Source organism: Streptomyces sp. YIM 130001 (genome assembly GCF_003574445.1).
In the GTDB taxonomy this organism is placed as follows: Bacteria; Actinomycetota; Actinomycetes; order Streptomycetales; family Streptomycetaceae; genus Streptomyces.
The window spans coordinates 45,060-61,263 of record NZ_KZ984567.1; the positions used below are offsets into that span (position 1 = coordinate 45,060).

At 69.5% G+C, this 16,204-nt stretch carries 7 protein-coding genes; 5 read left to right on the forward strand and 2 right to left on the reverse strand.

Annotated features, from left to right (window positions below; all coding sequences use genetic code 11):
• Positions 1 to 242 precede the first annotated feature (242 nt).
• From DSC45_RS29585 to DSC45_RS29600, 4 genes are read left to right on the forward strand one after another with little or no spacing between them, the layout of a single operon-like run.
• Positions 243 to 10,676 (forward strand): non-ribosomal peptide synthetase, encoded by a 10,434-nt coding sequence (locus tag DSC45_RS29585; protein WP_205571469.1) that lies wholly within the window; start codon positions 243 to 245, stop codon positions 10,674 to 10,676.
• Complete coding sequence (locus tag DSC45_RS29590; RefSeq protein WP_119295061.1) at positions 10,673 to 10,879, forward strand: MbtH family protein; 207 nt, start codon at positions 10,673 to 10,675, stop codon at positions 10,877 to 10,879. Before DSC45_RS29585 ends, DSC45_RS29590 begins: the two co-directional genes overlap by 4 nt.
• A 35-nt stretch (positions 10,880 to 10,914) precedes the next feature.
• Complete coding sequence (locus DSC45_RS29595; RefSeq protein WP_119295062.1) at positions 10,915 to 11,925, forward strand: ATP-binding cassette domain-containing protein; 1,011 nt, start codon at positions 10,915 to 10,917, stop codon at positions 11,923 to 11,925.
• The gene (locus tag DSC45_RS29600) at positions 11,922 to 12,722 is read left to right on the forward strand and encodes an ABC transporter permease (protein WP_119295063.1); all 801 of its coding nucleotides are present in this window, start codon (positions 11,922 to 11,924) and stop codon (positions 12,720 to 12,722) included. Before DSC45_RS29595 ends, DSC45_RS29600 begins: the two co-directional genes overlap by 4 nt.
• A gap of 329 nt (positions 12,723 to 13,051) precedes the next feature.
• On the opposite strand, the gene DSC45_RS29605 is transcribed toward DSC45_RS29600, so the two are convergent.
• The gene (locus DSC45_RS29605) at positions 13,052 to 13,873 is read right to left on the reverse strand and encodes a putative RNA methyltransferase (protein ID WP_119295064.1); all 822 of its coding nucleotides are present in this window, start codon (positions 13,871 to 13,873) and stop codon (positions 13,052 to 13,054) included.
• Positions 13,874 to 14,277: 404 nt separating this feature from the next.
• On the opposite strand from DSC45_RS29605, the gene DSC45_RS29610 reads away from it, so the two are divergent.
• On the forward strand, positions 14,278 to 14,829 hold the full coding sequence (locus tag DSC45_RS29610) for an AAA family ATPase (protein ID WP_119295137.1): 552 nt from the start codon (positions 14,278 to 14,280) through the stop codon (positions 14,827 to 14,829).
• A gap of 379 nt (positions 14,830 to 15,208) precedes the next feature.
• Here the strand turns inward: DSC45_RS29610 and DSC45_RS29615 are convergent.
• The coding region (locus DSC45_RS29615) for a 3-keto-disaccharide hydrolase (protein ID WP_162929383.1) at positions 15,209 to 16,204 on the reverse strand (996 nt) is incomplete at its 5' end.

The following is a 16,204-nucleotide window of genomic DNA, read 5'->3' on the forward strand; positions in this document are numbered from 1 at the left end:
GTGCAGGGTTCGCAACCGTGACGCAGCGATCCCGGCCCACGTCGACCGGACCCGGAGCCGGTGCTGCCCCTCGCGCGGATCGGCCGTGCTCCGCCGGTGACGGAGCCGCTCGCGTCAACGGGCCCATACGTTCCGAACTGCTTGTGCGTCGGCCGCCGACTCTCGACCGCCCGAGCTCGCAGGACTTCGACAGACCACAGAGGTGAGAACGCGTGAACGACGCACCGCACAGCGGACCTTCGATGGGGCATCTGCCCCTGACGGCGGCGCAGCGGGGGCTGTGGTTCGCCCAGCGGATAGACGTGCAGAACCCGTCCTACAACATCGCCGAGTACGCGGACATCGACGGGCCTGTCGACGCCGATGTTCTGCGGGCAGCGGTAGAGCAAGCGGCGGAAGAGACCGAGGCACTCCGCGTCACGTTCACCGACGACGAAGGTGTGCCGTTCCAGAGGATTCGGCCCCGCGCCGACATCGACGTCCCGCTGGTCGATCTGTCGGATACCGAGGATCCGCACGGTGAGGCGATACGGCGCATGGAGTCGGCTCTGCACGAGCCCGCCGACATCGTCGGCGGACCACTTGTTCGCATGACCCTGTACCGGCTGACGCCCGCGCGCCACCTCTTCCACCAGCAGATACATCACGTCGCACTCGACGGGTACGGAGCCGCGCTCGCGCTCGCACGTATCGCCGAGGCCTACACCGCGTTGCTGTCCGGCGTCGATTCGCGGCCAGGACCGGGCGGCACTCTCGCGGCGGTCGTGGAACAGGAGACCGACTACCTGGAGTCGCAACAGCGGCGCCTTGACAAGGAGTTCTGGGAAGGCTATCTGGCTGACACTCCCACTCCGACCGGCCTGGGGGACGCACGGCGTCGGCCCGGACATACGGCCCTGCGCGCCAGCCGTGACTTCGACGGCACGCAGGCAGAACGTCTGCGAGCGGCGGCCAGGGACGCCGGCGTCGGCTGGCCGACCTTCTTCATGACCGCCATGGGGATCTACCTCCACCGCAGTCGAGGGCTGAGCGAGGTCGTGCTCGGCCTGCCGGTGACCGGTCGGCGCACCGCTCTGGCGCGGACGACACCGGCCATGCTCAGCAACGTCCTGCCGATGCGGCTGCGCATGTCCCCGGCGGACCGGGTGGCCGACGTCGCGAAGCGGGCCTCGGCGCAGGCGCGTGAAGTCCTGCGCCACCAGCGCTACCCCTCGGAAGACCTGCGCCGAGACCTCGGACTCATCGGTACGGACGTGCCACTGACCGGCCCGTCGGTCAACGTCCTGGCCTTCGACGACACGCTCGGCTTCGGCACTCACCACGCGACCCTGCACAACCTGTCCATCGGCCCTGTCGAGGACATGGCTATCGCCGTTCACGCCTCGTACGCCGACGGTGGCATGCGCGTGGATCTACTGGGCAATCCGGGTCTGCACACTTCGCAGGAACTGGCGGGCCATCACGAACGACTCTGCCGACTGCTCGACGCCTTCGCGGAGGACCCGGACCGCACGGTCGGCTCGTTGCAGTTGCTCGGCTCGCACGAACGACGCGAAGTTCTCTCCCTCGCCGAGCACAGCGCCGCTGATGCCGTACGGCACACCGGCGGCGCTCCCCTTCCCGAGCAGCTCGCCGAGCAGGCCAGGATCTCTCCGCACGAGACCGCGGTCGTCTGCGGCTCGGCGAGACTGACCTTCGCTCAACTCGACACACGGGTGGACGTCCTGGCCGGTGTGCTGGCCGCGACCGGAGCCGGACCGGGCACGCGGGTGGCCGTCGGCCTGCCCCGATCCACCGATCTTGTGGTGGCGATGCTGGCGGCGATGCGCACCGGTGCCGCCTATCTGCCGCTGGATCCGTCATACCCCGCGGATCGGCTCGCCTACATGATCGAAGACTCGCGACCCGTCGTCCTGGTCGCGACGGCGCACACCGCCGATGTCATGGACCCGAGGCGTGAACTGCCCCTCGTCGACCCCGCCCTCGTCGAGCAGGAACCGGACGTCGGCGTACCGTGCCGTCCTGGCGCCCGCGACGTGGCCTACGTGATCTACACCTCGGGCTCCACCGGCCGGCCCAAGGGCGTCGCTGTGGAGCACCGCTCCCTCAGCAACCTGCTCGAGCACCACCGCCGGGAGACGTACGCGTCGGCCGAGCGGAACCTGGGGCGCAGGCTGCGGGTCGCACTCACCGCCGTCACGTCGTTCGACGCTTCGTGGGACCCGGTGCTGTGGATGGTCGCCGGCCACGAACTGCACATCGTGGAGGACGGCGTCCGCCGTGACCCGGAGGCCCTGGTGGACTTCCTGGTGACGCAGCGTATCGACGCCATCGAGACCACTCCCGTCCACCTGCGCCACCTGCTCAGCGCCGGTCTGCTCAATACGCCGGTACACCGGCCCCGGGTCATTGCCCTGGGCGGCGAGGCGGTTGACGAAGGGCTGTGGAACGAACTGGCCGCCGAGGCCGATCTGCTCGTCTTCAACTTCTACGGGCCGACGGAGACCACCGTGGACTCGGTGACCGCCCGCATCACCGGCGAGCAACCGGTCATCGGCCGACCCGTGGCAGGGGCACGCGTCTACGTACTCGACCCGTCCCTGCATCCCCTGCCCCAGGGAGCTGCGGGTGAACTGTACGTATCCGGTGAGGGCGTGGCACGCGGCTACGCGGGCCGTCCCGGACCGACGTCGGAGCGTTTCCTCCCGGATCCCTTCGGCCCGCCCGGAGGACGCATGTACCGCACCGGGGACCTCGCACGTTGGAGCGAAGGTGGTTCGCTGGAGTTCCTGGGGCGCAGCGACCGTCAGGTCAAGGTCCGTGGTCATCGCGTGGAGACCGGCGAGATCGAGTCCACGCTGCGCTCCCTTGCCGGTGTCACCGACGCCGCGGTGACACTCACCGCGTCCCAGGACAGCGCGGAACGGCTGGCCGCCTACCTGGTGCGCGACGAGACTCATCACGCGGGACGGCCGGACGTCGATCTCACCGAGGTCCGTGACGCGCTCGCGGGCACGCTGCCCGAGCACATGGTGCCTTCCGCCTACGCGGTGGTCCCGGCCCTGCCGTTGACTCCCAACGGCAAGCTGGACACCGATCGGCTGCCGTGCGCGTCTCCCGTATCCTCGCGCGGCGGCGATCCGCGTACCCCTCAGGAGGCGCGGATGTGCGAGGTCTTCGCCGCTTGTCTGGATCTGCCCAGGGTCGGCCGGGACGACAGCTTCTTCCTGCTCGGTGGGCACTCACTGATGGCGACACGGCTGGTGAGCCGGATCCGCGGCGCCTTCGGCGTGGAGCTCCCGATCCGCGCCCTGTTCGAGGCGCCGACCCCGGCGTCCCTCGTCGGGCAGCTGGCCACCGCCTCGATCGCGCGACCGCCGATGCGCGCCGTGCGACCGCGCCCCGACCGGCTGCCGCTCTCCTTCGGGCAGCAGCGGCTGTGGATTCTGAGAGAGATGGGCGAGGATTCGGACTCGTATCACCTGCCGGTCGCCCTGCGTCTGTCCGGTCCGCTGGACCAGGACGCACTCGCGGCAGCGCTGGCCGATCTGACGCATCGCCACGAGAGTCTGCGGACGGTCTTCGCCGTGGACGATGCCGGCGTTCATCAGCTCATCCTGCGGCCGGAGTCCGCCCACCCGCCGCTCATGGTGATGCCCTTCACGGGGGCCGGGACGCCGGACCCCGACCGCGCCCCGTTCGACCTGAGCCGCGATCTGCCGCTGCGTGCCCAGCTCTTCCCTACGGCACACAACGAACACACGTTGGTTCTGACGTTGCATCACATTGCCGTGGACGGCTGGTCGTTGGGTCCACTGATGCGTGACCTCTCCACCGCTTACGCCGCGCGCGCTGCCGGCTCTGCGCCGGATTGGCGGCCGCTCGACGTCCAGTACGCCGACTACGCCTTGTGGCAGCGAACGCTGCTGGGAGAACCCCGTGAGGAGGACAGCATTGCCGGGCGCCAGCTGGCCTACTGGTCGTCGGCCCTTGACGGGCTGCCGAAGGAGTTGACGTTCCCCCTGGACCGGCCACGCCCGGCCCAGGGCTCGGGTCGCGGCGGAAAGGTGCCGGTCATGGTCGACGCGGCGACGCACAGCGCCGTGGTCCGCATGGCGGCCGACTGCGGGGTGAGCAGCTTCATGGTGCTGCACGCCGCGCTGGCCGCTCTGATGACCCGGTTGGGAGCGGGTGAGGACATCGCCATCGGGACGCCCGTGGCGGGCCGCACCGACGAGAGTCTCGCCGACGTGGTGGGTTTCTTCGTCAACACCCTCGTGCTGAGGGCCGATACCTCGGCCTCCCCCAGCTTCCACGAGCTCGTCGAGCGCGTGCGGCGTGTAGACCTGGCGGCCTACGCCCACCAGGACCTGCCGTTCGAGCGCATTGTGGAGGAGGCGGCACCGGAACGTGCCCTCTCCCGTCATCCCCTCTTCCAGGTCATGCTCAGCCTCAACAACACGCCTCCGCCCCGTCTCGACCTCGACGGACTCGCCGTCCACCACGAGCCCGCGATCGGCGGCTCCGGAGCCAAGTTCGACCTCACCTGGGATCTGACCGAGCGACACGACGGTGAGGGCGGAGCGGCCGGGATCGCCGGCGAACTCGAGTTCAGCCAGGACCTCTTCGACCGCGACACCGCCGTCCGCTTCGCGCAGCACTTCTCCCGGCTGCTCGTGGCCCTCCTCGCCGCCCCCGACCGCCCCGCCGCCGACGCCGAGTTCCTCACCTCGGGTCAGTACGCGGCTGCCCTGGGCGGTCCACCGCCTGCCTCTCCGGTCCCGACGACCGGTTCCGCCTGTGCCCGCACGGCCCCCGCCGTCGGCCAAGGGCAATCCGTGGGCGATGACTCGACCATCGTGGACATGCTCAGCATGCGCGCTGCCGTACAGCCCAACCGCACGGCCGTGGTGGCCGCGGACGGTCGACTGACCTTTAGCTCACTCATGGAGCGCAGCGAGCAACTCGCCCGCAAGATACAGGACTTCGGTATCGGCGCCGGCGATCGCGTTGCGGTCGCACTGCCTCGCGACACGTCCCACATCGTGGCGCTGCTGGGCGTCCTGCGATCCGGAGCGGCCTACGTACCTCTGGACGCCTCACACCCTCAGTCCCGCAACCAGATGATCCTCGACTCAGCGGCTCCACGGCTCCTGCTGACCACGCCCGTCGTCGCGAGCACCGTGCCGTCCACGACGGAGCGTCTCCTGCTGGATGATCCCCGGACGTGGCAGCCCTCCGACGACAATCCCTCGCCCGGCCCACGGCCGCACGACGTGGCTTACGTGCTCCACACCTCCGGATCCACGGGGGTACCGAAGGGCGTAGCCGTGGAGCACAGTGCGCTGCTGAACCTGTTCACCGGACACCGCGAGCGGTTGATGGCACCCGCGGAGGCCGACAACAACGGCCGGCCGTTGCGTATCGCGCTCACGGCGGCCATGACCTTCGACGCGTCCTGGGACCCGCTGCTCTGGATGATCGCCGGACACGAGCTTCACCTGGTGGACGACGCCACACGACGTGACGCCGAGGCACTGACCGCACTGATCCACGACAACTGCATCGACGTCGTCGAGACCACCCCGTCCTTCCTCGACCAGCTCCGGACCTGTGGACTGTTCGCTCCCGGCCGGCCCCGCATGCGCGTGCTCGCTCTGGGCGGTGAACCTCTCAACGAAGCGCTGTGGCAGGAGCTTGGCGCCCTGCACGACGTAGCCGTATGGAATCTCTACGGGCCGACCGAGACCACGGTGGACAGCGTGATGGGGCGCGTCACCGCCGGAACCCGCCCGCATCTGGGCACCGCCGTCGCGGGGATGCGAGCCCGCGTGCTCGACGCACGGCTGCGGCCTGCCGCCCCCGGTGCGACCGGCGAGCTCTACCTCAGCGGCGCCGGTCTCGCACGCGGTTACGAGAACCAGCATGGGGGCACAGCGACACGCTTTCTTCCCGACCCCTACGGACCCTCGGGAACGCGGATGTACCGCACCGGTGACCTCGTGCGGCGACGGCAAGGACTCCTCGAATATGTCGGGCGGGCCGACGGCCAGGCCAAGGTGCGGGGTTTTCGCGTCGAGACCGGAGAGATCGAGTCGGCGCTCGCCGACCACCCGGACGTGGCGCAGTCAGCCGTCACCGTACGGCCGGACCCGCACGGTGACGGACGTCTGGTCGGCTGGGTCGTCGCCTGCGACGGTCGGACGATCTCTCCCCGGACCTTGCGCGCCTTCGTGGCCGAGCGGCTACCGGGATACATGGTGCCCAGCACCGTCATCGCCGTGCCCGCGCTGCCGCTGACTTCGCACGGCAAGGTCGACCTGAACGCCCTGCCGGTAGAGGATCTGGCTTCGCAGCAACTGCAACCCGCCCACTCGGGAGCCCGGGACGACAGCGAACCGCCGCACTCCGCGCGGGAAGAGATCCTGTGCGCGCTGTTCGCCGAGAGCCTCGAGCAGCAACGGGTCGGCCGTAACGACGACTTCTTCGAACTCGGCGGCCACTCGCTCCTGGCGACCCGCGTCATCAGCCGGATCCGCTCGGCCTTCGGCGTCGAGCTGCCGGTGCGAGCCCTATTCGAATCGACGACTCCGGCGAAGCTGGCCGAGCGCCTGGACTTGGCCGGCACCGCACGACCGGCGCTGCGCCGCACCCGCAGGCCCGCTCGCCCCGCGTTGTCGCCCGCACAGCAACGGCTGTGGTTCCTGCACGAACTGGACCCGGACGCCTCTGCGTACCACATATGCGTCGCCGTGCAGCTACGCGGCACCGTGGACCGTCACGCTCTCCACCGCGCCCTCGCGGACGTGGTGGCCCGCCACGAAAGCCTCCGCACGCGCATCAATTCCGATGAACAAGGGCCATACCAGTCTGTGCTCACTCCCGGCGACGCACGCCCCGACCTGACGGTCACCCCTCTGCCGGAGGAGAGCGTCTCCCAGGCCCTGCGAGATGCCGCCGGCAGGCCCTTCGACCTCGCGAACGAGATCCCGCTGCGCGCCGACCTGTTCCAGCTCGCCGAGGACCGGCACACCCTGCTGATCACGGTGCATCACATCGCCGCTGACGGCTGGTCGATGGGGCCGCTGGCCCAGGATCTGGCCGGCGCTTACACGGCACGGACGGCGGGGCGCGCACCCAACTGGACCCACCTCCCGGTCCAGTACACGGACTACACCCTCTGGCAGCGCGAACTGCTGGGCAGTTCCGACGATCCGGGGTCACTGGTCACCGAGCAACTCGCCTACTGGAAGGCGGAGATGGCCGGGGCGCCCGAGGAGACACCGCTGCCCGTCGACCGTCCCAGGCCCGCCGTGTCCACCGGCCGGGGCGGCACCGTCACGTTCCAACTGCCACCCGGCACGACCGCGGCCCTGTCCCGGCTGGCCAGGGAATCGACCACCAGCACCTTCATGGTCCTGCACACCGCACTTACCGCGCTGCTGCATCGCATGGGCGCCGGCGACGACATCACGGTCGGTACGCCGGTAGCCGGGCGCACGGACGATGCCCTCGACGCGGTCGTCGGATTCTTCGTCAACACCCTCGCGCTGCGCGCCGACGTCAGCGCCGACCCGACCTTCAGTGAACTGCTGGCCCGAGTACGTGACACCGACCTGGCCGCCTACGCCCACCAGGAACTGCCCTTCGAACGCCTCGTCGAGGAACTGGGGCCCAGCCGGTCCCTGAGCCGGCACCCGCTGTTCCAGGTGATGCTCACACTCAACAACACGCAGCCGCCCCGACTCGACCTCCCCGGTCTCCAGGCCGAGATGGAAGGAGTCGACACGGCGGCAGCCAAGTTCGATCTCTCCTTCAGCTTCACCCAGCGTCCAGGGCACGCTCCGGGAGACGACACTCTGGAAGGCACTCTGGAGTTCAGCCGGGACCTCTTCGACGCCGCCACCGCGAGCCGGATCACGGACTGGTTCCTCCGACTGACGGCGCAGGCCTTCGAGGCGCCCGACACTCGGCTGTCCGACCTCGACCTCGTCGACACCGTTGAGCGAACCCGCCTGCTCACGCTGGGCCACTCCGGTACCGCCACCACCGACGCGGCCACCGTCCTCGACCGATTCGCCGAGACCGTGGCCCACTCCCGCAGCGGAGACATCGCGCTCACCGCCCCGGACGACCAGGTGTCATTCGCGGAGCTCGACGCCCGGTCCGACCGGATCGCCGCACTACTCAGGGCCTCGGGCGCGGCTCCCGGCGACTCGGTGGCCGTCCTGCTGCCCCGTTCCGTCGACTCCGTAGCAGCCCTCCTCGGCGTGTTCAAGGCCTCCGCGGTCTGCGCACCTCTGGACGCCGGACTCCCGCAAGGGCGTATCGAAGCCGTCCTTGATGACGCCCGCCCCGCCCTGGTCGTCGCCACCGACGCCACCGCACACCTGATCCCCGACACATGGCCCCGCCTCGTCCTGGACCACCCGGACACCGCTGACCTCCTGCGGGAACCCGCCGCCACCACGGTCCCCTTGACTCCGCCAGGACCAGGCGCCGCCGCCTACCTCATCCACACGTCCGGATCGACCGGCAGGCCCAAGGGCGTGCGCGTCGGCCACGCCTCGCTCGCACGGCTCCTGGAGCACCATCGCCGACACACCTTCGCCGGGGCGGTGCGGGCCACCGGGCGCAGGCGGATGAAGGCGGCCCTCAGCGCCGCGCTGTCGTTCGACGCCTCCCTCGACCCGCTGCTCTGGATGATCGACGGGCATCACCTGTATCTCCTCGACGACGCCACCCGACGTGACAGCGAAGCGCTGGTCGAGGCGGTACGCAAGCAGCACCTGGACGTGCTGGAATCGACCCCGACTCACGTCCGTCAACTCCTGGACGCGGGGCTGCTCGCGCCGGGCGAGCCCCACCACCCGGCCGTCGTCATCCTGGGCGGAGAAGCCGTTCCCTCCTCCCTGTGGACCACTCTGCGTGAGAGTCCGGCCGTCCAGAGCTGGAACTTCTACGGCCCCACGGAAGCCACCGTCGACACCCTGATCGCTTCTGTGCACGACACCGTCCGTCCCGTGCTCGGTGCACCCGTGACCAGCACCCGGGTGGCCCTGCTCGACACGCGCCTTCGGCCCGTACCGGTCGGAGTCACGGGAGACCTCTACCTGGCCGGCGACAGTCTCGCCCACGGCTATCACGGCAGGCCCGCAGAGACCGCGGCGAGCTTCGTGCCCGATCCGTACGGCCCGGCCGGCACGCGCATGTACCGCACCGGAGACCGCGCGGTCCGTGCATCGGACGGCTCGCTCGTCTTCGCCGGCCGCGACGACAGCCAGATCAAGATCCGCGGCTTCCGGGTGGAACCCGACGAAGTCGCCGCGGTCCTCGAAGCACACCGCGACGTCCGCCGGGCCGCCGTCCTGCCCCGACAGCACGGCCCCTCCGGCACGCGACTGGCCGCCTACGTCACCTTCCACGAGAACCCGGACCGAACGGCAACCGCCGCCGCGCAACTCACGGCCGTACGCGGGCACGCCACCCGGCACCTCCCCGCCTACATGGTGCCTTCGGGATGGGTGTCCCTGGACCGCCTCCCGCTGACCCCGAACGGAAAGCTCGACCGCGACTCCCTGCCCGATGCTGCACCGCTGACGCGAAGCGACAGCGCGGGGCGCAGCCCGCGCAACCCGCGCGAGGACATGTTGTGCACGCTGTTCGCCGAGGTTCTGAGCGTCGAGCAAGTTCTCATCGACGACGACTTCTTCGACCTGGGCGGCCATTCCCTGCTGGCGACCCGGCTCATCGCACGCATCCGCGCCACCCTCGGCGTCGACATCACCATCCGCAGTCTGTTCGAGGCGCCCACCGTCGCGCTCCTCGTGGAACGTCTCCTGGACACGGCGACGGACAATCCCCTCGCGACCCTGCTGCCGCTGCGCACCACCGGCGGTCGCCCTCCGCTGTTCTGCGTACACCCGGCGGGAGGGCTCGCCTGGTCGTACGGTGGACTGCTGCCCCACCTGGACCCCGATCAGCCGCTGTACGGCCTGCAGACCCCCAACCTCGACGGCGGCGCCCCGTTCCCCGACAGCATCGAGGCCATGGCAGCGGTCTACGTCTCGGAACTGCGTACCGTCCAACCAAACGGCCCCTACCACCTGTTCGGCTGGTCCTTCGGCGGCAACGTGGTGCAGGAGGTCGCCGTCCAACTCCAGGAAGCAGGCGAACACGTCGCGCTGCTGACCATCCTGGACGCGTTCCCGCTCGCTCCTCTGGATGACCTGGACAGCGCCGACCGTGACACCGTGTTCCGTGCCCTGTTGTCCAATATGGGCGTCGGGGCGGACGCACTGGACGGCAAGGGACCGCTGCAAGCCTCCGGGGTCCGCGAGGAGTTCCGGCGGGTAGGCAGCCCGCTCGGCTCGCTGCAACCGGCCACCATCGACGCAATGGTCGACAATTTCGCCGGCCAGTCCCGGCTGATGAGGAACTACACCCCTCGGACCTTCCACGGCCCTGCACTGTTCTTCACCGCAGTCGAAGGGCGCACCACCGACGTTTTCGGCATCGACCTCTGGGCGCCGTACATCGAAGGACACATCGAGAACCACGACGTGCCGTGCGCGCATGCCCAGATGATGCAGCCCGCAGCACGCGAGCAGATCGGAACGACCCTGGCCGGGGCCCTGCGCGCCGGTCACCCCACCGCACAAGGAGAACAGTCGTGACCAACCCCTTCGACGACCCCCAGACCCACCACCGCGTCGTCGTCAACGACGAGGGCCAGCACGCCCTGTGGCCGTCGTTCGCCGAGGTGCCCGCAGGCTGGGAGGCCGTATTCGGCCCGGCCGAGCAAGCCGCATGCCTGGAGTATGTCGAGCTGCACTGGACCGACCTCACGCCCAAGAGCGCCCGCGTCGCCGTGGCCTGACGCCCCGACCCGATTCACCATGACGAAAGGCAGCGATGACGCAACGGCAGAACGAGCCCGCGATATGTGCCGAGGGGATCACCAAGGCCTTCGGAAGCAAGCAGGCTCTCGCCGGCGTGGACCTCGAAGCGGCCCCCGGCACCGTGCTGGGGGTGTTGGGCCCCAACGGCGCGGGCAAGACCACGACCGTGCGGGTGCTGTCCACGCTGCTACGGGCCGACAGCGGCCGAGCCCGGGTCGCCGGGCACGACGTAATCCTCGAGCCGGAAAGCGTGCGGCAAAAGCTCGGCCTGTCCGGGCAGTACGCCGCCGTGGACGAGAAGCTCACGGGCCGGGAGAATCTCTACCTCGTGGCCCGGTTGTACGGGATGGGCCGGCACGCGGCCCGGCGCCGGGCACGCCAACTGCTCGGCAGCTTCGACCTCCAGGACGCTGCCGACCGCCTCAGCGGCACCTACTCCGGCGGCATGCGCCGCCGCCTCGACCTCGCGGGTGCCCTCGTCGCCCGCCCGGCCGTCGTCGTCCTCGACGAGCCCACCACGGGCCTGGACCCGCGCGGTCGCGCCGACACCTGGGCCTCCATCCAGGAACTCGTGGCGTCCGGCACCACCGTGCTCCTGACCACGCAATACCTTGAAGAGGCCGACCAGTTGGCAGACAACATCGCCGTCATCGAGGGCGGCAGGGTCATCGCCAGCGGCACCGCGGCCCAACTAAAGGCACGCGTAGGCGGCGAGCGCCTGTCCCTGACGGTTCCCGACCCACACCTGCGGACGACGGCAGGTGAGATCCTGGGCTCCCTGGGGCACCACGTCCCCACCCTTGACGCCCGCACAGGGCAGTTCACCGTCGCCTCCGACCACGGCGCCGGGAGCCTCGAGTACGCCCTCGGTTGCCTGCGGCTGGCCGACATCGCGGTGCGGGACGTGGGACTGGCTCCGCCCACGCTCGACGACGCCTTCCTGTCCCTGACCGGCCAGTCGCAGACAGCGTCGGAACCCGCGTCCCGCGGCACCGCCCACCGCACTCCGGAACGGGCCCGATGAGCCACCGCCGAAGGCTCGCGCGAGACGCCTCCATCCTGGCTTGGCGCAACCTGCTCAATTTGCGCCGCACCCCAGGTTCAGTGATCGCCGCGCTCGTACAGCCGGTCATGTTCGTTCTGCTGCTGGCCTACGTCTTCGGCGGCAGCCTCGGCGGAGCCGACTACCGGACGTTCCTGATGGGAGGCATCTTCGCCCAAGCCGTTACGTTCAACGCCGCGTTCACCGCACTGGGCCTCGCCAACGACATGGACAAGGGAATCGTGGACCGCTTCCGCTCCCTGCCCATGCCACGCATGGCAGTGCTTCTCGGCCGAACGATGTCGGACCTGGTCATGAGCAGCGTGACCCTGACCGTCACCACACTGTGCGGCCTGCTGGTCGGTTGGCGTATCGGTGGCTCCGTCACCGACGCCTTCTTCGGCTATCTCCTCGTCCTGCTCTTCGCCTTCGCCATGTCCTGGGTAGGTGCGGCGATCGGGCTCCTGGCCCGCAGCGTGGAAGTCGCCCAGAGCGCCGGCCTCATCTGGCTCTTCCCCGTCACCTTCGTCTCGTCCGCCTTCGTCTCCACTCACACGATGCCCGGCCCGCTGCGCGTCGTGGCGGAATGGAATCCGGTCTCGGCAACCGCCACAGCCGTGCGGCGACTTCTCGGCAACCCACCACCTGACGGCATGCCGATCAGCAGCGCCTGGCCCGTCGTCCACGCGCTGCCGTACGCACTCGGCTGCGCCTGTCTCATCACAGCGGCATTCATGGCGGTCTCCCTCGCCCGCTTCCGCAGGGTGGCCTTGCGATGAGGACGGCAGGAGGGATCTCCGTATCGGCGCCGGCAAGTCAAGACCGGCAAGCTCGGCCCCGATACGCGGATCGGCGCCCCCCTAGTTGGTGCGGAGTGCGCTGCAGTTCCCGCCGTAAGGACCTGGAGAAGGCAGGCACCGGAGGTGTGCGAGGTATGGACGCGTGCGGCGTACCAGGCGCGGCAGTCCTCCTGTATTGCGCGGCCGGTCGTTGAGACGGGCGATCCGGGTGGAGCACGAACGGGGAGTGTCTTCCTGGCACTGCCGGGGAGTCGGGGCACCCGTCGGGCCCCTACTCGTCCCATCCGCAGACGCGCACCCTCCGCCCTTCACCGAGGCCTGTAGGTGGTGATCAGGACCGAGACGGTGATGCCGTCCCGAAGGAGTCCTCGATGATGGAGGTCTCGGTGGTCGAGGTGTCGCGCGCTGGGGGTCATCCCCACGAGATGCGTGGTTTCCTGCCTGGTCAAAGCGGTGGTGTACTCGACGTGCCGGGTGTCGACGGCTTCGAAGAAGGGGCCCAGTGCCCGGTCCAGACGCTGTTCCTTGCGCGGGTCGATCGAGACCATCTCGGGCACCTGGCTCCGGAGTTCGGCCATGTGCTGGTGGTGGGGCCGGACCACGATCAAGTGGCCGGACCCGCGAAGCACGCGGTGGAATTCGGACGGGTTGCGCGGTGCGAACACGTTCAGCACGACGTCGGCTGTCTGGTCCACCAGCGGGAAGAGCCGGAAGATGTCGCAGCTCGCCGCAGCGGCTCGCTCATGGGAGCGCGCAGCCGAGCGCAGCGCCCGCACCGACGCGTCCAGCCCCAGTCCCCGTGCGCTGGGGGACTGATCGAGTACGTCGGCCAAGTAGTAGCCGGTGCCGCAGCCGACGTCCACGACCGTGCCTCGGGCCGGAAGGACGTCAGCTGTCAGGCGGGCCAGGGCTCGGCTGAGCGGTTCGTACTTGCCGGTGGCGAGAAACTGGTTCCGGGCCTGCACCATTGCGGCGTCATCGCCGCTGATGGCGCGAGTGCCGGTCAGGAGGCTGACGTAGCCCTGGCGGGCGATGTTGAAGGTGTGGCCCCTCGGGCAGCGCAGTGCGCCGGGGGCGGGCCGGAGCCCTGCACTGCACGTCGGGCAGCGCAGGGAATCGAGAAGTGGCATGAGGGCAGCGGGAAACACGGCAGGCACGAGGCGCTCCTGGCATCGGCGAGGAAAGGGGACCGTGCCTGCAAGCACCCTCGGGGATCCGCCGTTCGAGAAGAGGAACGGTGACGGGCGTACGGCCGCTGTGGAAGAAGCGGCTCAGTGAGGGCTGATGAACTGGCAGGCACACGTACGAGGGCGACGCCGCTGCGTCGCCCTCGATCGCCTCGCGATTACAGGCCCTGGTCGGCCGTGGTCCTCATGTCCACACCCTACGTCGCCCGTCACGGTGCTGTTGCTCGGCAGCAGGGCGGCACTGTCTCATCGGTGCAGCCGTGCGCGTGGGTGGACGCCGCCGACAGGGCTCGGACGACATGGAGAATCCGCCTGCTGCCCCTTCGGTTGTGCTGACACCCTGGGGCATGACCACTGCCGATGTGCCGCACTGTCTGCTCGTGACCGGGATGCCGGGAGCCGGGAAGTCGACCGTGACCAGGCTCGTCGCTGAGCGGCTGCCGCGTTCTGCCCGGCTCGGCGGCGATGAGCTCAACAAGATGATTGTCAGCGGCTTCGTCTGGGCCCTGGGCGAGCCTGCCGACGAAGCAGCCCGCCAAGTCGCGCTGTTGCACCGCAACCTGTGTTCGCTTGCGAACAACTTTGCCGACGCCGGCTTCACCTGCCTGATCGATGCGATGGTCCCCTCCCGCGCGAAGCTGGACTTCTTCCTCAGCCTCCTCACGCCGCACCCGGTCCTTCTCGTGGTCCTCTCACCGGGCATCGAGGTCTGCCGGTACCGCAACACCATCCGGGATCCACGCGACCGGTTCGACTTCGACGGTTACGAAGCCCTGGACAACGACATGAAGCGGGAGTTCGGTGACGCCGGCTGGTGGTTCGACACCTCGACCCTCACTCCTGACCAGACCGCAGATCGCATCGTGCGCGATGCGCACCGACGTGCCCTGGTGTACTGACCGCAGTCCGTCTGACGTCGGACACTGCTCCGTTTCCGGCGTCACCCGACTTCCGGCGTCACGCAACTTCCGGCGTCACCCGACTTCCGGCGTCAAGCGCAGGGCCGTGGGCAACAGCTCGTGTTCGACGATGACGGCTTGGTTCGTCGACTCTTCCGCAGTGCACCGACCGCCCCCAACCCGTCGCGCACGCTTGCCTCTTGGCACACGGAGCCGTTTTCCGCGCACATCAGCGCGAGCCCCTCCCCCGCCGCGCTGGTCGGACGGCACGGAAGAATCTCGATGCGGGCGAGTGGCGTCCGTCTCCGCGCCTGCCGGCACTGCACCCACGTGGTGGCCGCCGCCCCTCAGGGAGCGACCACCACGGACCGGCACGTGATCAGCCGGCTTCGGTGACCGTGATGTCCCGCCAGTCGGCCGTGCCCGACTGGTCGCGTACGCCGATGGCGCCACTCGGGAAGGAACAGTCGCGGTCGGTGTACTCGAAGGCCACCGACTCGGCGTCGGAATCCGAGGGGTGCCCCGTGACCTTGATGTCACACCCGACGACGTCCACCGTGAGCCGGTACCACTCGCCGGCCTTCAGCCCGCCCGGGATGCCGGCCTTTTCGAACTGCTGCCAACTGCCGTCCTGCTTGCCGAGCACGATGTTCTTCGACGTGACGCCGACGTAGTAGCCGTCGTGGGCGTCTGCCCCCGTGCGTGGGTCGGATGCCCGGACGAGGAACCCGCCCTGAGCGCCACTGTCGATGCGCACATCGCCTTCGAGGCGGTAGTCGGTCCACCGCGTGGAGCCCGCGAGCGCCTTGTTCCCGCCGTCGCCTCCGCAGGCCTCGGAGAGGACGCCGTCGGCGGCCTCCCAGCAGCCGCCGTAGTCGATCCAGCCGGAGGTGTCGTCGGTGAACTCGCTCTGGAAAGGCAGGACTCCGCTGTTCGTCACGCCCGTTGCGGCCATGCAGCCCGTCGGGCCGGAGGCGGTGGCGGTGGTGAAGCGGACGGATTCGCCCGTGTGGTCGAGGAGTAGATGCGGGCTGTAACTGGCGCTGCACTCCGCTTCCGGATCGGACACCGGCTTGAACGGCGCCGGCATCCACGACCAGTCCCCCGCGCTGTCCGCATCCTTCACGAACAGTGCCTGCCGGTCCTCGGGGGTGAACTCGTTCCCGTCGGTGTAGCGGGTCCGCATCCCTGACAGGATCAGCTGTCCGTCGGGTCCCCCGGCCGGGCTCCACACGACATAGGGGCTGCTGCCGAGGTACCTGCCGTCGGAGGTGACGGCCTTGTCGCCCAGGTCCGAGGGGCCTTCACCCCAGGTAGTGCCGCCGTCCGTCGAAGTCTTCGTGTACGCCTCGCAGTTGTGCCCCTCGCCGCAGAT